Annotated in this window: 33 protein-coding genes; 16 read left to right on the forward strand and 17 right to left on the reverse strand. The window is 71.9% G+C overall.

What is annotated here, in order from left to right; all coding sequences use genetic code 11:
- Positions 1-12 precede the first annotated feature (12 nt).
- Both AFL01nite_RS09570 and glpX read right to left on the reverse strand, forming a co-directional pair.
- Positions 13-936, reverse strand: coding sequence for an alpha/beta fold hydrolase (locus AFL01nite_RS09570; RefSeq protein WP_146827453.1), 924 nt, complete (start codon positions 934-936; stop codon positions 13-15).
- 10 nt (positions 937-946) lie between these two features.
- Complete coding sequence (gene glpX / locus AFL01nite_RS09575) at positions 947-1,954, reverse strand: class II fructose-bisphosphatase (RefSeq protein WP_146827454.1); 1,008 nt, start codon at positions 1,952-1,954, stop codon at positions 947-949.
- Between the two features lie 77 nt (positions 1,955-2,031).
- On the opposite strand from glpX, the gene AFL01nite_RS09580 reads away from it, so the two are divergent.
- Complete coding sequence (locus AFL01nite_RS09580) at positions 2,032-2,565, forward strand: DUF4245 family protein (protein ID WP_146827455.1); 534 nt, start codon at positions 2,032-2,034, stop codon at positions 2,563-2,565.
- On the opposite strand, the gene AFL01nite_RS09585 is transcribed toward AFL01nite_RS09580, so the two are convergent.
- Entirely contained in the window at positions 2,532-2,762 is a 231-nt protein-coding gene (locus AFL01nite_RS09585) for an exodeoxyribonuclease VII small subunit (protein WP_146827456.1), read from the reverse strand. The two genes, AFL01nite_RS09580 and AFL01nite_RS09585, sit on opposite strands and share 34 nt — an antisense overlap.
- Positions 2,755-3,978, reverse strand: a complete 1,224-nt coding sequence (xseA, locus tag AFL01nite_RS09590; protein ID WP_146827457.1) for an exodeoxyribonuclease VII large subunit — start codon at positions 3,976-3,978, stop codon at positions 2,755-2,757. The genes AFL01nite_RS09585 and xseA overlap by 8 nt, the downstream gene beginning before the upstream one ends.
- 67 nt (positions 3,979-4,045) lie before the next feature.
- On the opposite strand from xseA, the gene AFL01nite_RS09595 reads away from it, so the two are divergent.
- On the forward strand, positions 4,046-5,035 hold the full coding sequence (locus tag AFL01nite_RS09595; protein ID WP_146827458.1) for a 4-hydroxy-3-methylbut-2-enyl diphosphate reductase: 990 nt from the start codon (positions 4,046-4,048) through the stop codon (positions 5,033-5,035).
- Here the strand turns inward: AFL01nite_RS09595 and ggt are convergent.
- Positions 5,013-6,836: a gamma-glutamyltransferase gene (gene ggt / locus AFL01nite_RS09600; RefSeq protein ID WP_146827459.1), complete on the reverse strand. Its 1,824-nt coding sequence runs from the start codon at positions 6,834-6,836 to the stop codon at positions 5,013-5,015. The two genes, AFL01nite_RS09595 and ggt, sit on opposite strands and share 23 nt — an antisense overlap.
- Before the next feature lie 131 nt (positions 6,837-6,967).
- On the opposite strand from ggt, the gene AFL01nite_RS09605 reads away from it, so the two are divergent.
- The gene (locus tag AFL01nite_RS09605; protein ID WP_146827460.1) at positions 6,968-7,351 is read left to right on the forward strand and encodes a hypothetical protein; all 384 of its coding nucleotides are present in this window, start codon (positions 6,968-6,970) and stop codon (positions 7,349-7,351) included.
- A 4-nt stretch (positions 7,352-7,355) separates the two neighbouring features.
- On the opposite strand, the gene AFL01nite_RS09610 is transcribed toward AFL01nite_RS09605, so the two are convergent.
- The gene (locus AFL01nite_RS09610; RefSeq protein ID WP_146827461.1) at positions 7,356-7,796 is read right to left on the reverse strand and encodes a DUF6542 domain-containing protein; all 441 of its coding nucleotides are present in this window, start codon (positions 7,794-7,796) and stop codon (positions 7,356-7,358) included.
- 2 nt (positions 7,797-7,798) lie between these two features.
- Positions 7,799-8,875 carry a DNA recombination protein RmuC gene (locus AFL01nite_RS09615; protein WP_146827462.1) on the reverse strand — a complete coding sequence of 359 codons (1,077 nt, stop codon included), beginning with the start codon at positions 8,873-8,875 and terminating at the stop codon, positions 7,799-7,801.
- Positions 8,876-8,976: 101 nt separating this feature from the next.
- Between AFL01nite_RS09615 and AFL01nite_RS09620 the strand changes: the two genes are divergently transcribed.
- Positions 8,977-9,426 (forward strand): YdeI/OmpD-associated family protein, encoded by a 450-nt coding sequence (locus AFL01nite_RS09620; protein WP_146827463.1) that lies wholly within the window; start codon positions 8,977-8,979, stop codon positions 9,424-9,426.
- Position 9,427: 1 nt separating this feature from the next.
- Here AFL01nite_RS09620 and AFL01nite_RS09625 read toward each other — a convergent pair whose 3' ends face one another.
- Genes AFL01nite_RS09625 through AFL01nite_RS09635 form a run of 3 tightly spaced genes read right to left on the reverse strand, consistent with a single transcriptional unit; the run spans position 9,428 to position 11,839 of the window.
- Positions 9,428-9,754: an antibiotic biosynthesis monooxygenase family protein gene (locus AFL01nite_RS09625; protein WP_146827464.1), complete on the reverse strand. Its 327-nt coding sequence runs from the start codon at positions 9,752-9,754 to the stop codon at positions 9,428-9,430.
- Complete coding sequence (locus AFL01nite_RS09630; protein ID WP_186813889.1) at positions 9,751-10,509, reverse strand: methyltransferase; 759 nt, start codon at positions 10,507-10,509, stop codon at positions 9,751-9,753. The genes AFL01nite_RS09625 and AFL01nite_RS09630 overlap by 4 nt, the downstream gene beginning before the upstream one ends.
- Before the next feature lie 37 nt (positions 10,510-10,546).
- Complete coding sequence (locus AFL01nite_RS09635; RefSeq protein ID WP_146827466.1) at positions 10,547-11,839, reverse strand: lipase family protein; 1,293 nt, start codon at positions 11,837-11,839, stop codon at positions 10,547-10,549.
- Positions 11,840-11,951: 112 nt separating this feature from the next.
- On the opposite strand from AFL01nite_RS09635, the gene ychF reads away from it, so the two are divergent.
- Together ychF and AFL01nite_RS09645 are read left to right on the forward strand one after the other, a co-directional pair.
- Complete coding sequence (gene ychF / locus AFL01nite_RS09640; protein ID WP_146827467.1) at positions 11,952-13,040, forward strand: redox-regulated ATPase YchF; 1,089 nt, start codon at positions 11,952-11,954, stop codon at positions 13,038-13,040.
- A gap of 117 nt (positions 13,041-13,157) precedes the next feature.
- A complete protein-coding gene (locus AFL01nite_RS09645; RefSeq protein WP_146827468.1) occupies positions 13,158-14,777 on the forward strand; it encodes an ABC-F family ATP-binding cassette domain-containing protein in 1,620 nt (539 codons plus the stop codon).
- Between the two features lie 58 nt (positions 14,778-14,835).
- Here AFL01nite_RS09645 and AFL01nite_RS09650 read toward each other — a convergent pair whose 3' ends face one another.
- Positions 14,836-15,807, reverse strand: coding sequence for a helix-turn-helix transcriptional regulator (locus AFL01nite_RS09650; protein WP_146827469.1), 972 nt, complete (start codon positions 15,805-15,807; stop codon positions 14,836-14,838).
- Positions 15,808-15,906: 99 nt separating this feature from the next.
- Between AFL01nite_RS09650 and AFL01nite_RS09655 the strand changes: the two genes are divergently transcribed.
- From AFL01nite_RS09655 to AFL01nite_RS09665, 3 genes are read left to right on the forward strand one after another with little or no spacing between them, the layout of a single operon-like run.
- Positions 15,907-16,323, forward strand: a complete 417-nt coding sequence (locus AFL01nite_RS09655) for a DUF1761 domain-containing protein (protein ID WP_146827470.1) — start codon at positions 15,907-15,909, stop codon at positions 16,321-16,323.
- Positions 16,324-16,351: 28 nt separating this feature from the next.
- Entirely contained in the window at positions 16,352-16,738 is a 387-nt protein-coding gene (locus tag AFL01nite_RS09660) for an SRPBCC family protein (RefSeq protein WP_146827471.1), read from the forward strand.
- Entirely contained in the window at positions 16,735-17,529 is a 795-nt protein-coding gene (locus AFL01nite_RS09665) for an alpha/beta fold hydrolase (RefSeq protein WP_222593477.1), read from the forward strand. The genes AFL01nite_RS09660 and AFL01nite_RS09665 overlap by 4 nt, the downstream gene beginning before the upstream one ends.
- 3 nt (positions 17,530-17,532) lie before the next feature.
- On the opposite strand, the gene AFL01nite_RS09670 is transcribed toward AFL01nite_RS09665, so the two are convergent.
- The 3 genes from AFL01nite_RS09670 to AFL01nite_RS09680 all read right to left on the reverse strand — a co-directional run bounded on the left by AFL01nite_RS09670 (position 17,533) and on the right by AFL01nite_RS09680 (position 18,912).
- On the reverse strand, positions 17,533-17,955 hold the full coding sequence (locus AFL01nite_RS09670) for a hypothetical protein (RefSeq protein WP_222593478.1): 423 nt from the start codon (positions 17,953-17,955) through the stop codon (positions 17,533-17,535).
- The gene (locus tag AFL01nite_RS09675) at positions 17,942-18,271 is read right to left on the reverse strand and encodes a hypothetical protein (protein WP_146827472.1); all 330 of its coding nucleotides are present in this window, start codon (positions 18,269-18,271) and stop codon (positions 17,942-17,944) included. The genes AFL01nite_RS09670 and AFL01nite_RS09675 overlap by 14 nt, the downstream gene beginning before the upstream one ends.
- Positions 18,272-18,393: 122 nt before the next feature.
- Positions 18,394-18,912, reverse strand: coding sequence for a flavin reductase family protein (locus tag AFL01nite_RS09680; RefSeq protein ID WP_222593479.1), 519 nt, complete (start codon positions 18,910-18,912; stop codon positions 18,394-18,396).
- A gap of 53 nt (positions 18,913-18,965) precedes the next feature.
- On the opposite strand from AFL01nite_RS09680, the gene AFL01nite_RS09685 reads away from it, so the two are divergent.
- Positions 18,966-19,328 carry an SdpI family protein gene (locus tag AFL01nite_RS09685; protein WP_222593480.1) on the forward strand — a complete coding sequence of 121 codons (363 nt, stop codon included), beginning with the start codon at positions 18,966-18,968 and terminating at the stop codon, positions 19,326-19,328.
- Here the strand turns inward: AFL01nite_RS09685 and AFL01nite_RS09690 are convergent.
- Complete coding sequence (locus tag AFL01nite_RS09690; protein ID WP_146827473.1) at positions 19,325-20,812, reverse strand: carotenoid oxygenase family protein; 1,488 nt, start codon at positions 20,810-20,812, stop codon at positions 19,325-19,327. The genes AFL01nite_RS09685 and AFL01nite_RS09690 overlap by 4 nt on opposite strands.
- Before the next feature lie 81 nt (positions 20,813-20,893).
- Here AFL01nite_RS09690 and AFL01nite_RS09695 point away from each other — a divergent pair, with 81 nt between their 5' ends.
- Complete coding sequence (locus AFL01nite_RS09695; protein WP_186813890.1) at positions 20,894-21,493, forward strand: TetR/AcrR family transcriptional regulator; 600 nt, start codon at positions 20,894-20,896, stop codon at positions 21,491-21,493.
- Positions 21,494-21,497: 4 nt separating this feature from the next.
- Here the strand turns inward: AFL01nite_RS09695 and AFL01nite_RS09700 are convergent, their stop codons facing one another.
- Positions 21,498-21,833, reverse strand: coding sequence for a YnfA family protein (locus AFL01nite_RS09700; RefSeq protein ID WP_146827475.1), 336 nt, complete (start codon positions 21,831-21,833; stop codon positions 21,498-21,500).
- Positions 21,834-21,863: 30 nt separating this feature from the next.
- Between AFL01nite_RS09700 and AFL01nite_RS09705 the strand changes: the two genes are divergently transcribed.
- The 4 genes from AFL01nite_RS09705 to AFL01nite_RS09720 all read left to right on the forward strand — a co-directional run bounded on the left by AFL01nite_RS09705 (position 21,864) and on the right by AFL01nite_RS09720 (position 23,485).
- On the forward strand, positions 21,864-22,178 hold the full coding sequence (locus tag AFL01nite_RS09705) for a YchJ family protein (RefSeq protein ID WP_146827476.1): 315 nt from the start codon (positions 21,864-21,866) through the stop codon (positions 22,176-22,178).
- Positions 22,179-22,258: 80 nt separating this feature from the next.
- Positions 22,259-22,396, forward strand: a complete 138-nt coding sequence (locus AFL01nite_RS15610; RefSeq protein WP_246119666.1) for a helix-hairpin-helix domain-containing protein — start codon at positions 22,259-22,261, stop codon at positions 22,394-22,396.
- 10 nt (positions 22,397-22,406) lie between these two features.
- Positions 22,407-22,613: a DUF4287 domain-containing protein gene (locus AFL01nite_RS09715; RefSeq protein WP_146827478.1), complete on the forward strand. Its 207-nt coding sequence runs from the start codon at positions 22,407-22,409 to the stop codon at positions 22,611-22,613.
- Positions 22,613-23,485: an ATP-grasp domain-containing protein gene (locus tag AFL01nite_RS09720; RefSeq protein WP_146827479.1), complete on the forward strand. Its 873-nt coding sequence runs from the start codon at positions 22,613-22,615 to the stop codon at positions 23,483-23,485. Before AFL01nite_RS09715 ends, AFL01nite_RS09720 begins: the two co-directional genes overlap by 1 nt.
- Positions 23,486-23,506: 21 nt before the next feature.
- Here the strand turns inward: AFL01nite_RS09720 and AFL01nite_RS09725 are convergent, their stop codons facing one another.
- Positions 23,507-24,721: a YibE/F family protein gene (locus AFL01nite_RS09725; protein WP_146827480.1), complete on the reverse strand. Its 1,215-nt coding sequence runs from the start codon at positions 24,719-24,721 to the stop codon at positions 23,507-23,509.
- 9 nt (positions 24,722-24,730) lie between these two features.
- Between AFL01nite_RS09725 and AFL01nite_RS09730 the strand changes: the two genes are divergently transcribed.
- The gene (locus tag AFL01nite_RS09730) at positions 24,731-25,501 is read left to right on the forward strand and encodes a phosphotransferase (protein WP_246119667.1); all 771 of its coding nucleotides are present in this window, start codon (positions 24,731-24,733) and stop codon (positions 25,499-25,501) included.
- Positions 25,502-25,535 lie beyond the last annotated feature (34 nt).

The raw sequence follows: 25,535 nt of genomic DNA on the forward strand, positions 1-25,535 counted from the left end.
GCCCATTTCGGGTCAGCGGGCGCGGGCGGCGGTCGCGACGATCGCGTCGGCGAAGGTCTCGTACAGCTGGGCCGGCAGGTCGTGGCCCATCCCGGCGATCTCGAGCAGCGTGGCGCCGCGGATCGCGTCGGCGGTGGCGCGGCCGCCGGACCGGTGGACCAGCAGGTCCTTCGACCCGTGGATCACCTGCGTGGGCACCGAGATGACGCCGAGGCGCTCGGTGCGGTCCGACTGGGTGAGGACCGCCATCATGTGGCGCAGGACGCCGCTGCCGATCCAGCCCCGGTCGTACGTCTCGAGGGCGCGGGCGTAGGCGACGTCGTCGTCGGTGGGGAACGCGGGCGAGCCCAGCACCTTGCCGTTCTGGACCGAGACCTCGGCGAACTCCGGGCGCGTGCGACCCGCCTGGGCGAGCATCGTGCGGACCACCCGCGGGTGGATCCAGCCCACCTTGCGGCGGCCGGTCGTGGACATGATCGAGGTGAGGGAGCGGACGCGGTCGGCGTGCTCGACGGCCAGCGTCTGGGCGATCATGCCACCCATCGAGACGCCGACGACGTGGGCGGCGTCGACCGAGAGGTGGTCGAGCAGGCCCGCCGCGTCGTCGGCCAGGTCGTCGATCCCGTACGGCGCCGTGCCGCGGCCGAGGAAGGCCTTGACGACGTCGGACCGCGACACCCGGTGGTGCCGGAGCTTGGTCGATCGGCCGGTGTCGCGGTTGTCGAACCGGATGACGTGGAACCCGCGCCGGGCGAGCAGCTCGCAGAACTCGGCGGGCCACCACGTCATGGGACCGCCGAGCCCCATGATCAGCAGGACGGACTCGTCCTGGGGGTCACCGAAGGTCTGGTGGCACAGGTCGAGGCCGCTGGGCAGGTGCGCGAAGAGCTCGTCGGAGACGTCGACGGTCTCGTCGCGAGCCTGCCCGGCGTCCATCGATCGGGTCTCAGTGCTCGTAGTCGACGGAGGAGTACGCGCGCAGCTTCTCGAGGCGGTGCTCGCTGCGGATCGTGCGGATCGTGCCCGAGCGCGAGCGCATGACGATCGACTCGGTCGTGGCGCTGCCGGCGCCGTACCGCACGCCGCGCATCAGGTTGCCGGTGGTGATTCCGGTGGCCACGAAGAAGCAGTCGTCGGCGGTGACGAGGTCCTCGGTGGTGAGGATCCGGTCGAGGTCGTGGCCGGCGTCGATCGCGCGCTGGCGCTCGTCGTCGTCGATCGGCGTGAGGCGGGCCTGGATGACGCCGCCGAGGCACTTCATCGCGACGGCGGTGATGATGCCCTCGGGGGTGCCCCCGATGCCCAGCAGCAGGTCGACGCCGGAGTCGGGACGGGCGGCGGTGATGCCGCCGGCGATGTCGCCGTCGGTGATGAGCTTGATGCGGGCGCCGGTCTGGCGGATCTCCTGGACCAGCGCGTCGTGGCGCGGCCGGTCAAGCACGCACACGGTGACGTCCTCGACGTCGAGGCCCTTGGCCTTGGCGACGATCGCGATGTTCTCGGCGGCGGGGAGCCGGATGTCGACCTTGTCGGCGGCCTCGGGGCCGGCGATGAGCTTCTCCATGTAGAAGACCGCGGAGGGGTCGTACATCGAGCCGCGGGGCGCGACGGCCATGACCGAGATCGCGTTGGGCAGGCTCTTGGCCGTCAGGGTCGTGCCGTCGATGGGATCGACGGCGACGTCGCACTCGGGGCCCGTGCCGTCGCCGACGTGCTCGCCGTTGTAGAGCATCGGGGCTTCGTCCTTCTCGCCCTCGCCGATGACCACGACGCCGTCCATCGCCACGGTGTTGATCATCGAGCGCATGGCGTTGACCGCGACGCCGTCGGCGCCGTTCTTGTCGCCGCGCCCGACCCAGCGGCCGGCGGCCATGGCCCCGGCTTCGGTCACACGGACGAGGTCCAGGGCGAGGTTGCGGTCAGGGGCGGCCTCGGCGGGCTTCAGTCGGTCCACGCGGTCATCCTACTGGTTGCGAAGGTTAGGCTGGCCGCGACGACTGATCGGTCGGCGCAGGTGAGGACAGGAGCACGATGAGCGGCTATTCCCGGGGCAATCCTGCGATGGGCGACGTCCTGCGCTCGGTGCTGGTGCTGGGGGTCGGCGTGCTGGTCGTGTGGCTGCTCGGCCGGCTGCTGACGGTGACCCCCGAGAACCCCACCTCCGAGGTCGACTGGCGTGCCGCGGCCGGCGTCGTCGAGAGCCGCGCCGGCTTCGTCCCGCTGGTGCCCGCCGAGGTGCCCGACCGCTGGCGCGCCACCCGCGCCGAGCTGATCGACGGCCGGTGGCAGCTGAACCTCGTGACCGGCGACGACGAGTACGTGGGGCTCAGCCAGCGACGGGGCGACGCCCAGGGCCTGGGCACCCTCGTGGAGGACCGCGCCCCCGGCGGCGAGGAGGCCGGCACGGTGAAGATCGCCGGGCGCGCCTGGCAGGTGCGCACCGGTCCGGAGGACACCACCACCTTCGCCGGCCTCGTCGGTGAGGAGGCCGTCGTGGTCACCGGCAGCGCCGAGCGCGACGTGCTGGAGGACTACGTGGCGTCCTTGGAGCCCTTCGCCTCCTGAGCGGGATCGAGCCGGGCGCGCGCGCCGTCGAGCCAGCGCTGGCACGCCTCGGCGAGCGCCTCGCCGCGCTCCCAGAGGGTCAGCGACTCCTCGAGCGTGGTGCCGCCGGTCTCGAGCCGCTGCACGATCGTGACCAGCTCGTCGCGGGCCTGCTCGTAGGACAGCTCGGACGGATCGGGGGCGGTGGGCTCACTCATGCGGGTGCTCCTGCAGGTCGGTGACGCGGACGGTGGCCTGCCCGTCGGTCAGGTGGAGGACGAGCTCGTCGCCCGGGGCCAGGGGGTCGATGGACGTGACCGCGCGGCCGGCCCCGTCGAGCGCCACCGCGTAGCCCCGGTGCATCGTCGCCAGCGGCGAGAGCGCCCGCACGCGGGCGAGGTGGTGCCCGACCTCGTCGTGGGCGCGGTCGAGCCGGGCCGCCATGGCGCGACGGGCGCGCTCGCGCTGGCCCGAGACGTGGTCCTGCTGGGCATCGACGAACGCCGACGGCGAGCGCAGCACCGGCCGGCTGCGCAGCGCGGCGAGCCCCGCGGCCTCGCGGTGCAGCTGGGCCGCGACGGCCTGGCGTGCGCGCTCGCGGGCGGCGGTGAGGCCGGCCAGCTCGTCGCCGACGTGCGGCACGACGCGCTTGGCGGCGTCGGTGGGGGTGGAGGCCCGGAGGTCGGCGACCAGGTCGAGCAGCGGCACGTCGGGCTCGTGCCCGATCGCGCTGACCACGGGGGTGGCGGCGGCGTGCACGGCCCGGACGAGAGCCTCGTCGGAGAAGGGAAGCAGGTCCTCCATCGACCCGCCGCCGCGTGCGATGACGATGACGTCGACGTGGCTGGCGGCGTCGAGCTCGCGCAACGCCGCGATGACGGCGGTCGCCGACTGCGACCCCTGCATCAGGGCGTGCCGGATCTCGAGGGAGGCGCCGGGCCAGCGGTCGCGGACGTTCTCGACGACGTCGCGCTCGGCGGCCGATCCCTTGCCGGTGACGAGGCCGATCGCCGTGGGCAGGATCGGCAGCCGCTGCTTCCACCGATTCTCGAACAGGCCCTCCGCCGCGAGCAGCTGGCGGCGGCGCTCGAGCTGGGCCAGCAGCTCGCCCTCGCCGGTGGGCCGGATCTCGAGCAGCTTGAGCGAGAGCCGGCCGTTGGGGGAGTAGAACTCGGGCTTGGCGTGGACGATGACGCGGGTGCCGTCGGTGATCGGGCTGGCGCTGGACTCGACCACGGCGCGGAACGCGATGGCGCTGATGCTGAGGTTCGCGGCGAGGTCGCGCAGGGTCAGGTAGTAGGTGTTGCCACTGAGCTTGGGCTGGACCACCTCGGCCTCGACCCACACCGCGCCGAGCTTGCCGATCCACCCCTGGAGCGCGAGCGAGATGCTGCGCAGCGGCGCGGGTGAGTCCGCGCTCGTCTCGAGGGCCATGCGCCCCACCCTATGAGGCGACTCCGACGGTGTGACCGGTCATCGCCGGGTCGGTAGGCTGGGCGCCATGTCCACCCAGGTCGAACTCGGCATGCCCGCAACCTCCGGTCAGGTCCTCCTGGCCGACCCGCGCGGATACTGCGCCGGCGTCGACCGCGCGGTCATCACCGTCGAGAAGGCGCTCGACCTCTATGGCGCACCCGTCTACGTGCGCAAGCAGATCGTGCACAACAAGCACGTGGTGAACGACCTCGCGGCGCGCGGCGCGATCTTCGTCGAGGAGCTCGACGAGGTGCCCGTGGGCGCCACCGTCGTCTTCAGCGCCCACGGCGTCTCGCCGGCGGTGCACGCCGAGGCCGCCGAGCGCAGCCTCAAGACGATCGACGCGACCTGCCCGCTGGTGACGAAGGTGCACCACGAGGCCCGCCGCTTCGCCCAGGAGGACTACCGCATCCTGCTGATCGGCCACGCCGGTCACGAGGAGGTCGAGGGCACCGCGGGCGAGGCGCCCGAGCACATCACCCTCGTCGAGCGCCCGAGCGACGTCGATGCCCTGGAGTTCCCCGAGGGCACCCGGCTGAGCTGGCTGAGCCAGACGACGCTGAGCGTCGACGAGACGATGGAGACGGTCCGCCGCCTGCGCGAGAAGTTCCCGCAGCTGGAGGATCCGCCCAGCGACGACATCTGCTACGCCACCCAGAACCGTCAGGTGGCGGTCAAGGAGATCGCGAAGGACGCCGACCTGGTGATCGTGGTCGGCTCGGCGAACTCGTCGAACTCGGTCCGGCTGGTCGAGGTCGCACTCGAGGCGGGCGCCAAGGCGTCCTACCGGATCGACGACATCAGCGAGATCGACGAGGCGTGGCTCGACGGAGTCAAGACCGTCGGCGTGACCTCGGGCGCCTCGGTGCCCGACGACCTCGTCCAGGACGTGCTCGGCTACCTCGGTGAGCGCGGCATCGGCGACGCCCGGGCGATCCGGACGGCCGACGAGACGCTCATCTTCGCCCTGCCGCCCGAGCTGCGCCGCGACATCAAGGCCGCTTCGAAGGCCTGACCACCAGGCCGGTGCCGCCGCCCCGTCGCTGCGGCTCGGCGGCGGCGATCATGCGCCCGCGCCGGTCGACCTCGATCGTGGCCGCGGCCCCGATCTCGGCCGCCGAGGTGAACGTGTCGCCGGACGGCACGAGCCGCTGACCGAACGGCGCCAGGTCGTCCGCGTACTGCTCGATGAACGCCGGCTCGGCCGGGGTCGTGGCGGCGTTGCGCTGCGAGGCCCGCGGGGCCGCGACGGCCTGCGGCAGGGTCATGCCGAGGTCGATGCGGTTGATCAGGATCTGCAGCACGGTCGTGATGATCGTGGCGCCGCCGGGCGAGCCCACCACGAACCGGACCTTGCCGTTCCTCGTGACGATCGTCGGCGACATCGACGAGCGGGGCCGCTTGCCCGGCTCGATGCGGTTGGCGTCCGCGGCGTTGTAGACCGTGTTGAAGTCGGTCAGCTCGTTGTTGAGCAGGAACCCTCGCCCCGGGACGGTGATGCCCGAGCCGCCGGTCTGCTCGATGGTCAGGGTGTAGGCGACCGCGTTGCCCCACCTGTCGACGACCGACAGGTGCGTCGTGGAGATGTTCTCGGTGTCCCGGGGCTCCTCGTGGGCGACGGTGGCACAGCCGGTGGCGTCGAGCGCACCGGCCGCGACCGGGCGCTCGGAGGCGCGCTGCGGGTCGATCGTGCAGTCGCGGGCGTCGGCGAATCCCTGGCTCAGCAGGGTGCGCGTCGGGACGTCGACGAACGCCGGGTCGCCGACGTACGCGTTGCGGTCGGCGAACGCCCGGGCCGACGCCTCGAGGTAGAGGTGCAGGCTCTGGCCCGTCCTCGCCCCGCCGCCAAGCCGGTGGTTCTCGAGGATGTTGAGCGCCTCGCCCACGGCGATGCCGCCGGAGGAGGACGGCGCCATCCCGTAGACCTCGTGGCCGCGGTACGTGACCTTCGTGGGCTTCTGGAGACGGACGGAGTACCGCGCGAGGTCGCGGGTGGACATCGACCCGGGTGGCACGGGGAGCGTGGTGTCCGCGGCCTTGGGCGGGTTCTGCACGGTCTGCGCGATGTCCTCGGCGAGGGCCCCGCGGTAGAAGGCCTGCGGTCCACGACGTGCGATCAGGGCGTAGGTCCGCGCCAGGTCGGGGTTGCGGAACCGCGTGCCCACGGCGGGGGCGTCGCCGCCGGGCAGGAAGAGCTCGGCCGTGTCGGGGAACGCCGCGAAGCGCTGGGCGTTGTCGAGGGTCTGGCTGCGGAACGTCTGGTCGACGGTGAAGCCGCGGGCGGCGAGCCTCCTGGCCGGCGCCAGGTTGCGCGCGAGGGAGCGCTTGCCGAACAGCCGGGTCGCCTTCGCCCACGTGGCCACGGTGCCGGGGACGCCGACGGACACGCCGGACGACACGAGGTCGGCGAACGGTCGCGGCTGGTTGGTCGCGGGGTCGTAGAAGGTGGTCGGCGTGACGCCGGCGGGTGCGGTCTCGCGGCCGTCGATCGTGGTGACCTTGCCGGTGCGTCCGTCGCGGAAGACGAAGTACCCGCCGCCGCCGACGCCGGCGCTGTAGGGCTCGGTGACGCCGAGGGCCGCCGCGGTGGCGACGGCCGCGTCGGCCGCGTTGCCGCCGGACTTCAGCACGGCGAGGCCGACCCGGCTCGCGTCGCGATCGACGGAGGCGACTGCGCCGCCCGACCCGTACGCGGTCGGACCGCTCGGGGACGGCCGGTGGTGGTCGCCGCGCGCCTGGGCGGGCGACTGCAGGGCGACCGCGCCGGCGGCCAGGGTGAGGGCCGACAGGGCGGCGATGGAGCGTCGGACGAGCATGGTTTCCCCCCGGAAGTCGTCGTCCTGCCACCGTAGGTCGGCGCGGCAGGACCGGCAAGCGTCGCGTGATGCTCGGTTATCGTGGGACGCCGCCCCGCGGAGGGCGGCCGACGATCCACCAGGGGGACCTCATGCGCCGGGACCAAGCGTTGCTGCTGACCAGGGTCGTCGCGAGTGTCGTGGCCGTCGGGGTGCTGTTGTACGTGCCGGTGCTGATCGAGGAGACCGACGAGTTCGAGGGCGGACTGCTGTTCCTGACGCTGCTCCTGACCGGATTCATGGCCGGGTTCCCGGTGCTGGTCAGTGCCGTCGTCCACGGGTGGGCCGGGCGTACCGACACCTGGACGCCCGTCGTGGCGATGTCCTCCGCGGCGGTCGCTCACGTCATCTACATGATGGAGGGCGGTCGGCCGGGGAACCTGATCCCGACGGCGCTGCTCCTGATCCTGATCTACGCCGCGCTGATGTTCGTCGGTGTGTGGCTCGCCCGCCGCGCGACCGGCGACGACGCGTAGCGCCTCAGCGCCGGACGGTGAGGATCCGCCACACGATGACGGCGATCGCCCCGGCGTGACCGATCAGCAGCGGGACGCCGTGGGCGATCGTGGCCGACAGCGTCAGTCCGAAGACTCCCGCCGTCTCGGGGAGGCCCTCGATGACGATGGCCTCGGGCGCGGTGGCCGCGACGATCAGCAGCGCGGCGACCAGCAGGACCGGCGGCATGACCCCCGTGGTGAAGAGTCCGCGATCCTGCACCGCCGTGGCGGCGCTGACGACGACGAGGACGAAGCCGACCGAGAAGGCGATGCCGAGCCGGTCGTCGAGGAGGTCGAGTCCGGTGACGGCGGCCAGCACGAGGGCGGAGCACACGACAGTGGCACGCGGCGTCAGGTCGTACCTGGCAGCCGCGGCCGGGGTCCTGGCCAGGGCCATGATGGCGCCGGCGGCCGGCGAGCTCATGGTCATGAACGTAGTTCATCGAGCAGCTCGGGCGCGGTCATGACGCGGGGTGTCGCCTCGATCACACGCGGGTGGAACGGCGGGACGTCGTCGACCTGGAGGTCGTGCAGCCGCCGCGCGCTGACGAGCAGCCGGGACTCGACCGACGCGACGGTGTCGTTGTAGGAGCGGACGGCCCGCTCGAGGGACGAGCCGAGCTTGTCGACGTGCCCGGCGACGGTGCCGAGGCGCTCGTACAGCTCGACGGCCGCACGGTGGATCTCGCGGGCGTTCTCGGCGACGGACTCCTGGGTCCACGCCAGCGCGACGGTGCGCAGCAGGGCGACGAGCGTGGTGGGGGAGGCCAGCACCACCTGGCGCTCGGCCGCGTGCTCGAGCAGCGCGCCGTCGGCCTCGAGCGCGGCGGACAGGAACGACTCGCCGGGCACGAACAGGACCACGAACTGCGGCGCCGACTCGAACTGGCGCCAGTAGGACTTGGCGGCCAGCTGGTCGACGTGGGTGCGCAGCTGGCGGGCGTGACGAGCCAGGTGGGCGTCGCGGGACGTGGGGTCGTCGGTGGCCGTGGCGTCGAGGAACGCGTCCAGCGGCACCTTGGAGTCGACGACGATGTGCCGGTCGCCGACCAGCCGGACGACCATGTCGGGACGCAACCGGCCACCGTCGGTGGCGACCTGGAGGTCGAAGTCGCAGTGCTCGGCCATGCCGGCGAGCTCGGCGGTGCGGCGCAGGTGCAGCTCGCCCCAGCGGCCACGCACCTCGGGACGTCGCAGGGCGGTGGACAGCGAGGCGGTCTCGCGCCGCAGCGCCTCGCCCGTGACGCGGACGGACTCGACCTGCTCGCGCAGCTGGGCGTGCCACTCGATGCGGCTGGACTCGAGGTCGCGCAGCCGCGAGTCGAAGCGGTCGAGACTCTCGCGCACGGGGGCGACCGCGCGCGAGGTGGCCGCCGCGGCGACGTCGACGTCCTGCGCGGAGGTGGGGCGGCTGCGGGTGCCGAGGACGAAGCCGAGCACGCCGGCGAGGGCGGTGACGAGCAGCAGGACGAGCAGCGCGGTCAGGCTGGGGAAGGTGGCCATGCGGCCATGGTGGCGGCGGGCACCGACACTTCCGTGGGGCGGTGGACACCGCGGGTCGCTCGCGGAACGATCGAGGCACACGCGACCGACGAGGAAACCCCATGACGAAGCTGGCGCTCACCCTGACCACGACGCTCGAGCCGCGGGGCCGGGCCGCCGCGGTGATCCTCACCGACGATCAGGTGGAGTCCCTCGGGGCCGGCAAGGCGTTCCCGGTGCGGGTCACCATCGGCGACGTGACCGAGGCCGCCCGGCTGGCGCGCATGGGCGGCGAGAACCTGATCGGGTTGAGCAAGGCCAAGCGCCAGGCGCTGGGCGTCGACATCGGCGAGCAGGTCGAGGTGCGCATCGAGGTGGACGCCGCGCCTCGGAAGGTCGAGGTGCCCGACGCGCTGGCGGCCGCGCTGGACGAGGCCGGTCTGCGCGCGGACTTCGACGCCCTGGCCTACTCGCACCGCAAGGAGCACGCCCGCTCGGTGGCCGAGGCGAAGAAGGACGACACGCGAGAGCGCCGGGTGCAGAAGGTCGTCGAGGCCATGCGTGGGGCGTGAGTCAGCCCTGCGAGAGGTCGGCGACCTCGTAGCTCCACACCTCGCTGTGGGTCGACACGGGCTTGGGCGCCTCGCCGCCGGACCGCTCGGCCTCGGAGCGGTGCCCGTGTCCGAAGGCCGGCGAGCTGAGCCAGGCCTGGAAGGACTCCTCGTCGCTCCAGCGCGTGACGACGAGCCACTGCTCGCGGTCGTCGGTGGGCTTGAGCAGCTCGAACCCCTCGAAGCCGGCCTGGCCGTCGACGGCTCCGGCGCGCTTGGCGAAGCGGTGGGCCAGCTCGTCGCCGGCGTCCTTCGGCACGGTGATGGCGTTGATCTTGATGACAGTCACGAGGCCCAGTGTCCCATCGTGCCGGGATGGAGGGCGACCACCGCGTCCTCGTCGTCGGCGTGCAGCACCCGCCCCGGCACGTCGGGCGCCTGGCCGGCGGAGAGCAGGGTCACGAGGGCACCGTCGGGGCTCAGCCAGTCCGTGAGGGGAGCGGCGACCGCGCGCAGGTGGTCGAGGCCCGTGGCGCCGCCGTCGACCATGTGACGCGGCTCGTGGGCGCGGAAGTCGGCGTGGATCTGGTCGACCCGGTCGGTGGGGACGTGCGGGAGGTAGCCGACCGCGAGGTCGACCCGGCCACGCAGGGACGAGGGGAGTCCGTCCCACCACGAGCCGTGGTGGGCGTGGAAGCCGAAGCGCCGGCCGTTGACCCGAGCCACCACCACCGAGGCGGGGTCGACGTCGACGCCGTGCACCTCGGCGCCGGGCAGGCGGGTGCTGAGGGCGGCGGCGAGGGCGCCGCAGCCGCAGCCCAGGTCGACGACCACGCGCGCGTCGGGGCGGTGCGTGCTGGCGACCTCGGCCATCACCTCGGCACGACGCCGGGGGACGAAGACCCCGTCGGCGACCGCAACGACGAGGCCGGCGAACTCCGCGACTCCCACCGCGTGCTCCAGCGGCATGCCCGTGACGCGGGCCTCGACGGCGCGCTCGATGTCGCCGGGGTCCGACAGGTGGCGGCGCACGAAGGCGGCCTCGCGCTCGGCGAACACGCACCCGGCAGCACGGAGCCGGGCGACGATCGGGTCGTGGTCCACGACTCGATCATCACCCGGCTCGGTCATCGTGCGGCCGTCAGGGCAGCAGCCACAGGGAGCTGCAGTTCGAGCGCACCGACTTGCCGGTGAGGCGGTCGGCGAGCCAGTCGTGGCTGGGTCCGAGGCGCGTGATCATCGGGGTGAGGTGGTTGAGTGCGGTGCCGCCGGTGCCGATGGGCTGGACGACCGGCACGTAGGTGACGTTGACGCCCTTCGCGCACCAGTCCTTCGCCAGCTGCTTGGCCTGGGCGTGGTCGACGATGTCGTCCTTCGTGCCCGTGAGCACCTGGACCGGCACGGCGGGCTTGAGCCGTCCGATGCGCTGCTCGTCGACCGGGGCGCGCAGGGCGGGATCGGCCTTGACCGTGTCGTAGAGCGACTTGCCGTTGGTGGTCCACTTCGACGTCTTCTGGAAGCCGTAGGAGAACAGCGTGCTGCCGATGCACTGGGTCTTGACCTTCTCCAGCGCCTCCTTGCCGGCCGGCGTGGCGAGCGTGTCGAGCGCGCCCTGCAGCTCGGGGTTGTAGGGCGTGATGCCGTTGATGGCGTAGGCGATGACGCCGGTCAGGTCGGTGCCGTCGGCGGACTTCAGCACCTCGATCAGGTTGGCCGGGGGAGCGCCCGCGAAGGCGCCCTTGATGTTGAGCTCGGGGGCGTAGGTGGGCGCCAGCTCGGCGGCCGAGGCGGCGGCGCCGCCGCCCTGGGAGTAGCCGTTGAGGCCGATCGGGGACGACGCGGTGACCGAGGTGTTCGGGAGCTTCAGTGCGGCGCGGGCGGCGTCGAGGAGGGCCTGTCCCATGTCGAGGCGGTTCGTGTACGTGTGGACGCGATCGGTGGTGCCGAGGCCGATGTAGTCGGTGAGGACGACCGCGAACCCGCGGTTCAGGAAGTCGAGGATGCCGGGGAGCTCGTAGCCGATGCCGACCTCGTCGCCGTCCAGGTTGATGAACGTCTCGAGGGACTTGGACGGGGCGCACGCGTCGCCCTGGCCCTGGGTGCCGGCGGCGACCGCGACGAGCGGGCGGGGCCCGGAGCCGGTCCACTTTTTCGTCGGCTCGATGTAGGCGCCCGTGACGGCGGCCTTCTTGCCGGCCTGGTCGGTGGACGTGTAGAGCAGGCGGGTGGCCGTGCCGGGCATGTAGATGCCCTTCAGCGTGAGGCCGAGCTTCATCGGCTCGGTGCGCACGACGGTGCCGTTGCCGGCGGGCAGGTCGGCCGGCGGGTCGTAGAAGCCGGCGGACGGCGCAGCGGTGGCGGACGGGGCGGCCGACAGGCCGATGGCAAGGGCCACGGCGGCCGCCGAGGCGAGGAGGCGGGCAGAACGAGACACGGGAGCTCCCAAAGAAAGTGTGACGAGGGTCACGCGGAATGTATCACGGAGTTACACCCGCGGGATACGGGGGAATCGGCGGTCGAGGAACACGCCAGTAGGCTGGGCTCCCGTGGCCCTCACCATCGGAATCGTCGGACTTCCCAATGCCGGCAAGTCGACCCTCTTCAACGCCCTGACCAAGAACGACGTCCTCGCGGCGAACTACCCGTTCGCGACGATCGAGCCGAACGTCGGCGTGGTCGGCGTGCCCGACCCGCGGCTGGAGAAGCTGGCCGAGATCTTCGGGTCCGAGCGGATCCTGCCGGCCACCGTCGAGTTCGTCGACATCGCCGGCATCGTGCGCGGCGCGTCCGAGGGCGAGGGCATGGGCAACAAGTTCCTGTCCCACATCCGCGACTCCGACGCGATCTGCCAGGTCACCCGCGTCTTCCGCGACGAGGACGTCACGCACGTCGACGGCGAGGTCAACCCCGGCAGCGACATCGAGACCATCTCGATCGAGCTGATCCTGGCCGACCTGCAGACCGTCGACAAGGCGCTGCCTCGGCTCGACAAGGAGTCGCGCAAGGACAAGTCCCTCGTCGCGCAGTTCGAGGAGGCGAAGAAGGCCAAGGAGGTGCTCGAGGCCGGCACCGGCGTGCTCAAGGCTGGACTCGACCTCGAGGCGCTCCGCGACCTGCACCTGCTGACCGCCAAGCGCTTCCTCTACGTCTTCAACTGCGACACCGACGAGCTGTCCGACGAGGACCTCAAGGCCAAGATGCGCGAGCTCGTCGCCCCGGCCGAGGCCGTCTTCCTCGACGCCAAGAGCGAGGCCGAGCTGGTCGAGCTGGGCGATGACGAGGAGGCCGAGCAGATGCGCGCCGAGATGCTCGCCGACCTCGGCATCGACGAGCCGGGCCTCGACCAGCTGGCGCGCGTCGGCTTCACGACGCTCGGCCTGCAGACCTACCTGACCGCGGGCCCCAAGGAGTCGCGCGCCTGGACGATCAAGAAGGGCGCCACCGCCCCCGAGGCCGCCGGCGTGATCCACACCGACTTCCAGAAGGGCTTCATCAAGGCCGAGATCGTCTCCTTCGACGACCTCGTCGCTGCGGGCTCGATGGCCGAGGCCAAGGCCGCCGGCAAGGTGCGCATGGAGGGCAAGGAGTACGTCATGGCCGACGGCGACGTGGTGGAGTTCCGCTTCAACGTCTGAATCGGTGCCTCGATGATGAGTCACTCAAGCCCATATACGGGCCAGAGCGGCACATCGTCGCGGCACTGAGCCCCAGCCGCGCGGCCCCCTTGGCGTGGGTACTGACAGGCTTCTGTCATGGGTCACGTCGACGTCGCACACCTTGAATACGTCCTGCCGGACGGGCGGTTGCTGCTCGGTGACGTGTCCTTCCGTGTGGGAGAGGGGTCCGTGGTGGCGCTGGTCGGGCCGAACGGGGCCGGAAAGTCGACGCTGCTCAGGCTGATCGACGGCTCTCTGACGCCCGACTCGGGCACCGTGAACGTCTCCGGTGGTCTGGCCGTGATGCCGCAGTTCGTCGGCACGGTGCGTGACGGGTCGTCGGTGCGCGACCTGCTGGTGAGTGTGGCACCCGACCGCATCCGCAACGCCGCGCGAGCGGTGGACGCCGCCGAGGCCGCGCTGGCCTCGAACGACGACGAGGCCACGCAGATGGCCTACGCCCAGGCGCTCTCGGACTGGGCCGAAGCCGAGGGCTACGACTACGAGAACACCTGGGACATGTGCACGATCGAAGCCCTGGGTGCCTCGTACTACTCCGTCATGGACCGCGAGGCCGTGACGCTGTCGGGCGGTGAGCAGAAGCGGGTCGTGCTGGAGGCGTTGCTGCGCGGACCGGCCGAGGTGCTGCTGCTCGACGAGCCCGACAACTACCTGGACGTCCCCTCCAAGCGCTGGCTGGAACAGCAACTGCGCGAGACCCGCAAGACCGTGCTGCTGGTCTCGCACGACCGCGAGCTGCTGTCGGAGGCCGCTGACAAGATCCTCTCGGTCGAGCCGTCGCCGGCCGGAGCCGACGTGTGGGTGCACGGAGGCGGTTTCGCATCCTTCCACGAGGCCCGCACGCAGCGGTTCGCGCGGTTCGAGGAGCTGCGCAAGCGATGGGACGAGCAGCACGCGCGGTTGAAGAAGCTGGTGGTGAGCCTGCAGCAGGCTGCCGCCGTCAGCCATGCGATGGCGTCGCGGTACGCCGCGGCGCAGACCCGGCTGAGGAAGTTCGAGGAGATCGGCCCGCCCCCTGAGCCACCGCGCGAGCAGGACATCACGATGCGCCTGAAGGGCGGCCGCACCGGCGTGCGGGCGATCACCATCGAGAAGCTGGAGCTGACGGGCCTGATGGAGCCCTTCGACCTCGAGGTGTTCCAGGGCGAGCGGGTGGCCGTGCTCGGCTCGAACGGCTCAGGCAAGTCGCACTTCCTGCGCCTGCTGGCGGGTCAGCCGGTCGACCACGCGGGCGCCTGGAAGCTCGGCGCGCGGGTCGTGCCGGGTCACTTCGCGCAGACCCACGCCTACCCCGAGCTCGAAGGCCGGACGCTGCTGGACATCCTGTGGGCCGAACATGCACTGCAGCGCGGGCCCGCGATGTCGTCACTGCGGCGCTACGAGCTGGAGCAGCAGGCCGAGACCACGTACGAACGGCTCTCGGGAGGGCAGAAGGCACGGGTGCAGATCCTGCGCCTCGAGCTCGGCGGAGCGACGTCGCTGCTGCTCGACGAGCCCACCGACAACCTCGACCTGGAGTCGGCCGAGGCGCTGCAGGCCGCGCTCGAGTCGTACGAGGGCACCGTCCTGGCGGTGACCCACGACCGTTGGTTCGCCAAGACCTTCGACCGATTCCTGGTCTTCGGAGCCGACGGCGTGGTGCGTGAGAGCTCGGAGCCCGTGTGGGACGAGGGACGCGTGCAACGCCACCGCTGAGGCACTGGACTGTTGAGCGGTGTTGTGCCGGTTCGGCCCGTATATGGGCCGAACCGACTCAAGATCGGGCCGGTCCGGGACTGGCTGCACGGCCAGCGCGGTCCGAGAGCACCTTGAGCGCCTCCTTCAGCTCCCGCGGGCCCACGACGTCGAGGTCGGCGTCGAAGCGACACAAGGACGCCGCGAGGGAGGGCCACGACCAGGAGCCCTCGCCGAGGCGGGTGCGGTCGGTGCCGACCTGCTCGGCGAATCCGGTGCTGGTGAACGGTCGCACGCGGTCGAGGGGCAGGTGGACGACGACCTCGCCGGTGCAGGGCCAGCCCGCGGTGGCCTCCGACCCGCGGAACCGTCCCGTCACGAAGGTCGCGACGTCGCCGCCGGGCAGCTCGCGGTCGCCGAAGCGCGGGCCGTTCGGCACGCGCGGGCTGATCCGGTCGACGCGGTAGGTGCGCCAGTCGTCGCGGTCGAGGTCCCAGCCCACGAGGTACCAGCGGCCGCGCCAGAGCACGAGGTGGTGCGCCTCGGCCCGCCTCGAGTCCTCGCCGTAGTCGAACCGCAGCACCTCGCGCGCGTGGACCGCTCCGCCCACCGCGAGCAGGACGCCGCGGTCGACCTCGTCGGCGTCCGCACGCGGCTCGACGACGGCCAGCGGCAGCGCGTCGAGCCGGTGCCGCACGCGCGACGGCATGACCTGACGGAGGGTCGTCAGCGCACGCAGCGCGGCCTCGCCGATCCGCTCGTCCAGGCCGGCGCCGGTGGTCGCGGTGACCTGCAGCGACACCGCCAACGCCACTGCCTGGTCGTCATCGAAGAGCAGGGGAGGCAGGTCGGCCCCCGCGTCGAGCCGGTACCCGCCGGCGGGCCCCTTGAAGGCGTCGATCCGGTAGCCGATCTCGCGCAGGCGGTCGATGTCGCGGCGAACAGTGCGAGGACTGACCTCGAGCCGGGTGGCCAGCACCTCACCGGGCCAGTCCCGCCGCGTCTGCAGCAGCGAGAGCAGGGACAGCAGTCGTCCGGACGTCGTGGTCACGTCTGCAGTCTGCCGACAATGGAGGACACATCCTGTCCTGTACGTCCGGGAGCCTCGGAGACGAGCGGCCACCGTGGCCGCCGGAATCGAGGAGCTCACGTGTTCACCGTCCTGGGAGACATCAACTGGATCGCCGTCGCGATCGCTGCCGTCGCGTCGATCGTGTTGGCCGGGGTCTGGTTCGCCGTCGTCATCGCCAAGCCCTATGCCGTCTCGCTCGGCCGCGAAGGCCAGGAGGCACCACCCGCCACCGCGGTGTCGGCGGCCGGCCCCGTCGTCTGCCAGCTCGTGACGCTGCTGACGAGCGCCGTGCTGATCGAGGCGCTCGACATCACCCGCATCGCGGACGCGATCGCCTTCGGCCTGGTCGTCGGCGTCGGGTATCTGACGGCGATGGCCTTCCAGATCGCCATCAACCCGAACGTGCCCCGGCCGGTGCTCTACGGCGCGATCAACGCGCCGTTCTTCATCGGGACGAGCGTCCTCAGCGCCGTGATCCTCGTGGCAATGCGCTGACGGCGGCCACGGTGCGATGCTGGGCGGCATGAGGTCTCGCCACATCAGCCGTGTCATCGCGGCGTCTCCCGAGAGCGTCTACGCCTACGCGGTCGATCCGGCCCACCTGCCGCGCTGGGCCGCGGGTCTCGCCCAGGCCGAGGTGGAGGTGCGTGGCGACGTCCTGGTCGCCCAGTCGCCGATGGGGGAGGTGACGGTGCGCTTCGTCGAGCGCAACGAGCTCGGGATCCTCGACCACGACGTCACGCTGCCGTCGGGCGAGACGGTCACCAACCCGATGCGGGTCATGGCCCACCCCGACGGCGCAGAGGTCCTCTTCACGATCCGTCAGCTCGAGCTCAGCGACGACGAGTTCGAGCGTGACTGCCAGATGATCGAGGACGACCTCGAGACCCTGCGCTCCCTCCTCGAGTGAGCGTGCACGTCGTCGAGCGGGGCACCGGCACCCCGCTCGTCCTCCTGCACGGCTTCGGGGTCGATCACCGGCTGTTGCTGCCGCTCGACCCGGCCGTCGAGGCCGCCGGCGGCTGGCGGCGTCTCTACGTCGACCTGCCGGGGCACGGACGGAGTCCGGCGGGGGACGTCGCCAGCACCGAGGGCGTCGCCGCCGCCGTGCGGGACGAGCTCGCTCGCCGGCTCGGGGACGAGCCCTTCGCGATCCTGGGCAACTCGTTCGGCGCCATGGTCGCGCGGCGCATCGCGCACGACCAGCGTGACCGCGTGCTCGGACTCGCCACGATCGCGGGGGCGTTCGTCGCCGAGCACGACCGCCGCACCGTGCCCGAGCAGCAGGTCCTGGTCGAGGACGCCGCCGTGGTGGCGTCGCTCGGAGACGCGGGTGCGGACTACGCCGAGGTGGCCGTGATCCAGACGCGGGAGAATGCTCAGGCCTACACCGAGCACGCCCTGCCGGGCGTGATCGCCGCCGACCAGGACGCGATGGAGCGGATCGCCCGCCGGTACGCGCTGGAGGCGGAGCCCGAGGAGGCGTCTCCCGAGCCGTTCGCTGCGCCGACGCTGATCGTGACGGCTCGGCAGGACCAGGTTGTGGGATACGAGGACGCGTGGGCGCGCGTGGAGCACTACCCGCGGGCGACGTTCGCGGTGCTCGACGCCGCCGGGCACAACGTCCACCTCGACCAGCCGGCCCTCGTGGCTGCGCTGGTCACGGACTGGCTGCGACGGGTGGACGCCGAGCGCCGCTGACCTTCAGTGCTGGTCGGGCAGCGTGCCGAAGCTGTTGCGATACACGACGCCCGGCTTGGGCCGGGTGAAGCGCAGGGCGCTCCACGTCGCGTCGATCGACAGGCAGGTGCTCTCGACGAGCCCGCAGTCGTAGCCGATCTCGATCACCGTCGGCAGCGTCAGGTCGGAGCCGAGCCCGCGTCCCTTCGGCCACGAGACCCAGAGCTTCCCCTGAGGTGCGAGGTGGAGTACGAGGTGCGGGAGCTCCTCGCGCATCCGTTCCTGCGTGGTGACGAACAGGTGGAGGTAGTCGACCTCTCCGTGTAGGGGCACGAGGTGCAGATCAGGCAGCCCCATCGACTCGGGCACGCCGTCGGGCGCGTCCACGAGATGGGCGGTCCAGCCGGCCTTGAGCCCCATCTTCTGGGCGACGCTACGAGCGACCACGGTCGCCTCCCGGATCGAGGTCAGCCTCGACGACCTCCCAGTGGTCGACGTGCTCGTCCTTCTCGACCAGCAGGTCGTCGTCGCCGGGGTAGAAGACCGCCCGTTCGGGCTCGTCCCCGGCGAACCTGCGGACGTCGTCCATCGAGTCCCACAGCGAGAGCGTGACCACCTCGACGAGATCGCCCACAGGGCGGCGCAACACGACGGCCCCGCGGTTGCCCGGCGTGGCCCGGTACTCGCGCACTCCGGTCTCGCTCTGGTGGGCCAGGTACCTCTCGGCGTGCTCGGCCCTGACGGCTCCACGCCAACGTCGCATGATCACGGTGACCACCCCCCACTACGAAGGATGATGCGTTCGGCCCCGCTGGGGTACCCCCATGCCTCATCGTTCGTCGCTGGGCATCGCCGCCTGCCGCAGGGTGGGAACGACCGAGCCCGTCAGGGAGCGACCGCGCGCTCCTCGGCGGCGTGGCCGGGCTCGAGGCCGTCGGCGTCCGACACGCGCAGCGGGGTGAACGGTCCGCTGGACACGGCCGAGACCACGCGCGTGGTGAGGCACACGTGATCGCCGCCGTCGTCCAGCACGGCGATCCGCTCGAGGAGGAGCCGGTTCGGGCAGTCGCGCAGCAGGGGCACGCCGTGCTCGTCGATGTCGACGGTCAGGTCGGCGAACTTGTCGGTCTCGGCGCCGCACCGGGTGCCGAACGTCTCGGCGAGCGAGAGGTCCTGCGCCGTGAGGAAGTGCACGGCGAAGCGCTGGGCGCGCAGGCCGAGGCGGTAGGTGTGGTTCGCCTTCGACAGCCAGACGCTGTAGTGCTCGGAGTCGATGCTGGACTGGGCGTGGAAGCCGACGAGGCACCCGCCTCGCTCGCCGTCGGCCGCGGTGGTCACCACCACGAGTGGCGGGTCCACGGAGTCCATCAGGCAGGAGAAGGCCTCGTCGTCCACGGCGGTCACCCACCCAGATTAGGGCGCGGGAGCGGCCCCCGCCTCGGCTAGCGTGGTGGACCATGACCGAGGAGCTCCTGGCACGCGTGGTCCTGTCGGCGGTGATGCTCGGAACGGGGTCGCTGCTGTGGTGGATGGCGCGCGCCGCGGCGAGCGGGAGGCTCAAGCGCAACGCGTACGCCGGCATCCGCACCGGGTCGACGATGGCCAGTGACGAGGCCTGGCTCGCGGCCCACCAGCGCGCCGAGCACCCGACCATCCGGGCTGCGGTGTGCGCGTTCCTCGCGGGCCTCGCGCCCGTGCTGCCGATCGGCGAGAACGTCCTGCTCGCCGTCGTGTTGGTCGGTGCCGCCCTCATCCTCGGCTTCGTGATCCACGGCGCGATCGTCGGCGGTCGCGCCGCCCGGGCCGCCTCCGGCCACTAGAGGTCGCCGGGGTCGGTGCCCTCCGGTGCCCAGTTGCCGTGGAAGCCCGCCGGCACCCGGCCGGGCAGCAGCACCGTGGCCACGTCCTCCAGGGTCTCGGCGTCCAGCACCCGCAGCTGGCTGCGACCGTCGGAGCGGTCGTGGACGTATCCCAGCAGCACGCCGTCGTCCTCGGCCGTGCCGTCCGGGTGGGGGACGAAGCAGAACTCGCTGGCCTCCATGTCCGCGCCCAGGTGGCGCGACGCGGTGGTGCCGGCGGTCAGGTCGTGGCGCAGGACCGAGTCGCCGGGCACGCCGTCCTCGAAGCCGACGGCCCAGCCGTACCGGTGGCGCCGCCCCGTCAGCCGCTCGTCGTGCCGTGGGAACTCCTGCGAGCGCTGGTCGAGGCTGCTCTCGCTCACCCGGCCGGTGCGCAGGTCGAGGGTGAAGCGGGTCATCGTCGCCGGACCCTCGTTCGGGCCGGTCAGCTCGGTGGCGAACATCCTCGCGTGCCGCACGACGTCGACCACCACGGTGTCGCCGTCCTCGTACGCGTTGAGCGTGTGGAACACGTAGCAGGGGTCGATCTCGAACCAGCGCACCGCGTCGCCCTCGGCATCGCGGGGGAGCAGGCCGATCCGGGCGGGGTAGTCCGGGTTCCAGTGGTAGGGCAGCGACGGGCCGCCGGCGCCGCGGGCGATCCTGGCGATCACCGGCTCGGGCAGGGGGTTGCGGCCGATGACGCGGTTGAGCACGCCCCGCACGAAGGGTCGCTGCAGCCGAGGAGTGTCGGCGGTGGCGGCCTTGATGTCGAACGTGACCGGCAGGTCGAGGATGACGGCGAAGTGCTCGGTGAGGGCGAAGTCGTGGACCATCGGACTGCCGTGAGCCTCGACGTCGACGCTGCGGCGGATCCGCCCGTCGGTGCCCAGGACCGAGTAGGTCAGGCGGTTGCCGCGCATCCAGCTGTAGGACAGGGCGTGCAGCTCGCCGGTGTCGGGATCGCGGTGCGGGTGGGCGGAGTAGCCCGGGCGCCCCGGGACGCTCGGGAGGGTGCCGTCGAAGTCGCACGGGCCGACCGTGTCGAGGTCGTGGGTCAGCTCGTACGGCGGGAGGCCCGACTCGACCAGCGCGAGCGTCTTCCCGTGGTGCTCCAGCACGTTGGTGTTGGCGGCGAAGTCGAGCTCGCCCGGGGTGCCGCGAACGGGCTCGCCCAAGGCCTCGGCGACGCCGGCCGCGCGGACCCAGCGGTTGCGGTACCACTGCGCCTGCCCGTCGCGGAGCCGGACGCCGTGCACCATCCCCTCGCCGAGGAACCAGTGGTGCTGGTCGCCGGGGTCGTCGATCGGGTTCGGCCCGATGCGCAGGTAGCGCCCGTCGAGGTGCTCGGGCAGGTGGCCGGTGACGGTGAGGTCGGTGGCGGTGAGCTCTTCGCGCACCGGGGCGAAGTTGTCGCGCAGGTAACGGTTGGCTGGTGCCTCGATGGGCACGGCGGTGTCGGTCATGGGGGATCTCCTGAAACGGGCGCCCGAGCCGCATAACACTGTTATCCGCGACCATAACGCTGTTATGCCATGCTGTCGAGCATGAGTTCTGTACCGGTGCCCGAGGCGTCGGCGGTGCGCGCGCGGTTGCTGGAGGAGGCGGCCCGGATCCTCGACGAGGAGGGCCCTTCCGCCTTGTCGTCCCGACGGCTCGCCACGGTGACGGGGACGTCGACCATGGCCGTCTACACCCACTTCGGGAGCATGGGCGCGGTGGTGGACGCCGTCGCGACCGAGGGCTTCCGCCGCCTCATCGATCGCGTCGGCGCGGTCGAGCTGACCGACGACCCGGCGGCCGATCTGCTGGCGGCGGCCGTGGCCTACCGCGAGAACGCACTGCAGAACCCCCACCTCTACGCGGTGATGTTCGGGGCGATCAGCGTGCGAGGCCTGGGCGGCAAGGGCCCCGACGCCGAGGTGGCCTACGCGGCCTTCCGTCAGCTCGTCGCCCTGGTGGAGCGGGCGATGGCCGCGGGACGACTCCGCCCCGGAGACGGCAAGGCGGTGGCGGCGCAGTGGTGGAGCGCGCTCCACGGCTACATGATGCTGGAGCTCGCAGGGATGGACCAGGTGGTGAGGGACCCCGAGCACCACGTCCTGTGGCAGCTCATGGAGAACCTGCTCCGTTCGCTCTCGACGTGAGGCGTCAGGCGCCTCGCGGCGCGTACATGATCACCGCCACGCCGACGAGGCAGACCGCGGCGCCGGCGAGGTCCCAGCGATCGGGTCGGAAGCCGTCGAGCAGCATGCCCCACGCCAGCGAGCCGGCCACGAAGACGCCGCCGTACGCGGCCAGGATCCGGCCGAAGTTCGCGTCCGGCTGGAGGGTGGCGACGAACCCGTAGAGCCCGAGCGCGACGACGCCCAGGCCCATCCACAGCACCCCGCGGTGCTCACGGACCCCCTGCCAGATCAGCCACGCGCCGCCGATCTCGGCGACGGCGGCCACGGCGAACAAGCTGATCGAGCGCAGGACGTCCATGCGGCGATTGTGCCGTGACAGGCTGGGCGCATGACGGACGAGCCCCGCACCGCCGAGGAGCTGATGCGCTCCCGGTTCGCCGCCTTCCAGCGCGCCGACCGTGACTGGCTGCTCCGGACGTGGCACCCCTCAACGCGGCCGGTCGACCTCGACCTGTCCGACAACCCTCGCTGGCGAGGGCTCCAGGTCCTCGACACAGAGGCCGGTGGACCCGAGGACGACCAGGGCGTGGTGGAGTTCCGCGCGAGCTACGTCACCGACGGCGAACTCGGGATCCTGCACGAGCGGTCGAGGTTCGTCCGCGAGGACGGGCGCTGGTTCTACGTGGACGGTGATCTCCTCTGACGGCCGGCAACCTGCCCGCGGCGATCGGGCGGCCGGCGACGCGTGCTCTCGTGGATGCCGGGCTGACCACGATCGATCTCGTGGCGGGTCGGACCGAGGCGGAGGTCGCGGCCCTGCACGGCGTGGGCCCGAAGGCGGTGCGCGTCCTGGCGCAGGCGCTGCGCGAGCGCGGCCTCTCGTTCCGAGGGCGCACGGATGGTGTCGGCGACCGGTCCTAGGCTCGGGGTCATGAGTGAAGCCAAGGGACCCCGGTCGTACTTCCCGGCGATCGAGAAGAAGTACGGCGAGCCGATCGAGCACTGGATGCGCCAGCTGGAATCGGTGGTCACCGACACCCACATGCAGCAGGTCGGCTTCCTCAAGAAGCAGTTCGGCTTCGGACACGGTCATGCCAACGCCCTCGTGGCGGTGTTCCGCGCGGAGCGAGACCTCTGATGCCGGAGCAGCGCATCGCCTTCGCCACCTGCGCCAAGCATGCCGACGGGTTCGAGGACGACCGCGAGGCCGCCCGGCTGGTCGGCGCGGAGTTCGCCGTGTGGAACGACCCGGCCGTCGACTGGTCGGTGTACGACCTCGTCGTGATCCGCTCGGTGTGGGACTACACGATCCAGCGCGACGCCTTCGTCGCCTGGGCGCGCTCCCTCGGCGACCGCGTCGCGAACCCGCCCGAGCTGATCGCCTTCAACTCCGACAAGGCCTACCTCGGCGCGCTCGGCGTGCCCACGGTGCCCACGCGGTACGTCGTGCCGGGATCCGAGGCGCCCGAGCTGCGTGGTGAGGTCGTCGTCAAGCCCACGGTGTCCGCCGGCGGTCGCGACACCGGCCGCTTCGACCCCGACCACCACGACGAGGCGCGCGAGCTCATCGCGGCCATCAACGCCGCCGACCGCGTCGCGATGGTCCAGCCCTACGTGGCGGGCGTCGATGCGGCCGGCGAGACGTCCGTCGTGTTCCTCGGCGGAGAGCTGTCGCACGCGCTGCACAAGAAGCCGGTGCTGCGCGAGCAGGGCACCGCCGAGCTGCTCGACCCCGACGACCCGGCCTCGGAGGCCGCGATCATGCACGACGAGGACCTCGTCACGGCCCGGGAGGCCGCGCCGGAGTTCATCGACCTCGCTCTCGCCGCCCACGGCGAGCTGGCGGCCCGCTTCGGCGTGCCGCTGTACGTGCGCGTCGACATGGTGCCGGGCCCGGACGGACCGGTCGTCATGGAGCTCGAGGCGGTCGAGCCGTGCCTCTACCTCGACGTCACCCCGGGTGCCGCAGAGCGCCTCGCCGCCGCGGTCAGGTCGCGTCTGGAGCGCTGAGCGTGACGTTCGCGGGGTCGTTCACGGCGTGGCGACCCCGGAAACGTCACGCTCAGCGCTGACGCGGGTGGGCGCCAGCCACACCGCGATCGCGGTGGTGATCGGCACCGCCAGCACGAGACCGATCGCGCCGACCAGGGTGCGGATGACCTCCTGGGCGATCTGCTCGGTGACGGCCACCTCGAGCAGCGGGCGCTGGTAGGCCGAGATCAGCAGCAGCGTCGTCATCGCCGTGCCGGCGTACGCGAACACGAGCGTGTAGACGCTGGACGCGATGTGGTCGCGACCGATGCGCATCGCGGAGACGAAGAGCTCGGGGCGGCCCGCGGTGGGCTTGAGCGCCCGCATCTCCCACACGGCGCTGGCCTGCGTCACGGTCACGTCGTTCAGCACGCCGAGCCCGGCGATCACCATCGACGCGGCCACCACGCCGGAGAGGCTCATCTGGGGCGCCGTCGCCAGCAGCAGGTGGTCGTCCTCCGAGCCCACGCCGGTCAGGTGCGCCCAGTCGGTCGACGCCGCACCCACGGCCGCGGTGAAGGTGATGCCGAACAGCGTCCCGAACAGCGCCGAGGTCGTGCGGATCGAGACGCCGTGGGCGAGGTAGAGCACGGCCAGCATGATCACCGTCGATCCCGCCACCGCCACGGCGATGGGTGGCTGGTCCGACAGCAGGGCCGGCAGCACGAACCGCAGCAGCACGAGCAGCGTGATGCCGATACCCAGGAGCGCGAAGGCGCCGCGCCAGCGCCCCACCGCGATCACCAGCACCGCGAAGACCAGCGCGATGATCGCCAGCTGCGGGCGGCGCTGGTAGTCGTAGAACTCGTAGCTGGTGGCCTGGCCCTCGGGGGTGATCGCGCTCAGGCGGATCTCGTCGCCGGTGGACATGCCGCCCCCGACGTACCGGGTGGGGTCGAGCGTGAACGAGGCCGGATCGCCCTGCGCCGTCTCGGCGGACACCTGCGCGCACATGCCCTCGACCATCGGGACGTTGTCCGGTCCGGTGCCGGTGCTGCCGCAGTCGAAGGGGGTCACCTCGGTGACGGTGGCGTCCAGGATCTCGACGGCGCCGTACGGATCGGCGCCCTGGGGGACCTCGCTCCGGTCCGGCCACAGCATCGCGACGCCCGCCAGCGCGGCGAGGGCGACGACGAGGACGACGGCGGTCAGCGACCAGGCGAGGCGGGGACGCGGAGGTCCCTCGGGGGCCTCGATCCCGTGATGATGTGTCACGATGCCAGCGTGTCACGTGGTGAAGAGATCCCTGAGCACCTCCCCGGAGGATCCGGCGGCGTGTGGCGCGTCGGGCGCACCGTCCGCCGCCCCACCGGCCCCTGGACGCCCGCGGTCCACGAGCTGCTCGACTGGCTCGGCGACGAGGGCCTGGGCGGCATCCCGCACGTCTCCGGCCTGGACGACGACGGGCGCGAGATCGTCTCGTACATCGAGGGTCGCGGGGTTCCGGTCGACGGCGAGGTCGTGCTCGACCAGGTGCTCGTGGAGGCGGTCGCCTGGCTGCGCGACTTCCACGACATCGTCGACGGGTACCGTCCCGACGGCCCGCGCGTGTGGCGCCAGACCGGCGACGCACCCGTCGAGCTGGCCGACGACCAGGTCATCTGTCACAACGACCCCGGCGCCTACAACTGGATCATCCAGAGCGGGCACTTCGTCGCGATGATCGACTGGGACCTCGCCGGCCCCGGCCGGCCCATCGACGACCTCGCCTTCCTCTGCTGGACCGCGATCCCGCTCTATCGGGAGATCCCGGTGGAGGACGTCGTCCGCCGCCTCGAGCTCGTCGTCGACACCTACGCCGAGTGGGGTCCGATGACCCTGCTCGACGCGGTGGTGGCGCGCATGACCACCGCCACCGAGCGGATCGCCGCGGGCATCGAGCGCGGCGACCCGGGCATGCTCAGCCTGGCAACGAAGGGCGAGCCGCAGCGCACGCGAGACCGACTGGCCGCGTTCGAGGCGCGACTGCCGCAGATCCGCGACGCCATCGTGTAAATCGGAGTGACCCAGGTCACGTAGGGTGTCCGCC

This window comes from Aeromicrobium flavum (assembly GCF_007992115.1).
Taxonomy (GTDB): domain Bacteria; phylum Actinomycetota; class Actinomycetes; order Propionibacteriales; family Nocardioidaceae; genus Aeromicrobium; species Aeromicrobium flavum.

Coding starts and splice junctions, on each gene's coding strand:
- AFL01nite_RS09675 (WP_146827472.1), bottom strand. CDS start 18,271: ATGCGACGTTGGCGTGGAGCCGTCAGGGCCGAGCACGCCGAGAGGTAC.
- AFL01nite_RS09595 (WP_146827458.1), top strand. CDS start 4,046: ATGTCCACCCAGGTCGAACTCGGCATGCCCGCAACCTCCGGTCAGGTC.
- AFL01nite_RS09615 (WP_146827462.1), bottom strand. CDS start 8,875: ATGGCCACCTTCCCCAGCCTGACCGCGCTGCTCGTCCTGCTGCTCGTC.
- AFL01nite_RS09715 (WP_146827478.1), top strand. CDS start 22,407: ATGAGTGAAGCCAAGGGACCCCGGTCGTACTTCCCGGCGATCGAGAAG.
- xseA (WP_146827457.1), bottom strand. CDS start 3,978: ATGGCCCTCGAGACGAGCGCGGACTCACCCGCGCCGCTGCGCAGCATC.
- AFL01nite_RS09685 (WP_222593480.1), top strand. CDS start 18,966: ATGACCGAGGAGCTCCTGGCACGCGTGGTCCTGTCGGCGGTGATGCTC.
- AFL01nite_RS09645 (WP_146827468.1), top strand. CDS start 13,158: ATGGGTCACGTCGACGTCGCACACCTTGAATACGTCCTGCCGGACGGG.
- AFL01nite_RS09660 (WP_146827471.1), top strand. CDS start 16,352: ATGAGGTCTCGCCACATCAGCCGTGTCATCGCGGCGTCTCCCGAGAGC.
- ggt (WP_146827459.1), bottom strand. CDS start 6,836: ATGCTCGTCCGACGCTCCATCGCCGCCCTGTCGGCCCTCACCCTGGCC.
- AFL01nite_RS09570 (WP_146827453.1), bottom strand. CDS start 936: ATGGACGCCGGGCAGGCTCGCGACGAGACCGTCGACGTCTCCGACGAG.
- AFL01nite_RS09700 (WP_146827475.1), bottom strand. CDS start 21,833: ATGGACGTCCTGCGCTCGATCAGCTTGTTCGCCGTGGCCGCCGTCGCC.
- AFL01nite_RS09620 (WP_146827463.1), top strand. CDS start 8,977: ATGACGAAGCTGGCGCTCACCCTGACCACGACGCTCGAGCCGCGGGGC.
- AFL01nite_RS09580 (WP_146827455.1), top strand. CDS start 2,032: ATGAGCGGCTATTCCCGGGGCAATCCTGCGATGGGCGACGTCCTGCGC.
- AFL01nite_RS09690 (WP_146827473.1), bottom strand. CDS start 20,812: ATGACCGACACCGCCGTGCCCATCGAGGCACCAGCCAACCGTTACCTG.
- AFL01nite_RS09610 (WP_146827461.1), bottom strand. CDS start 7,796: ATGAGCTCGCCGGCCGCCGGCGCCATCATGGCCCTGGCCAGGACCCCG.
- AFL01nite_RS09585 (WP_146827456.1), bottom strand. CDS start 2,762: ATGAGTGAGCCCACCGCCCCCGATCCGTCCGAGCTGTCCTACGAGCAG.
- AFL01nite_RS09720 (WP_146827479.1), top strand. CDS start 22,613: ATGCCGGAGCAGCGCATCGCCTTCGCCACCTGCGCCAAGCATGCCGAC.
- AFL01nite_RS09605 (WP_146827460.1), top strand. CDS start 6,968: ATGCGCCGGGACCAAGCGTTGCTGCTGACCAGGGTCGTCGCGAGTGTC.
- AFL01nite_RS09705 (WP_146827476.1), top strand. CDS start 21,864: ATGACGGACGAGCCCCGCACCGCCGAGGAGCTGATGCGCTCCCGGTTC.
- AFL01nite_RS09695 (WP_186813890.1), top strand. CDS start 20,894: ATGAGTTCTGTACCGGTGCCCGAGGCGTCGGCGGTGCGCGCGCGGTTG.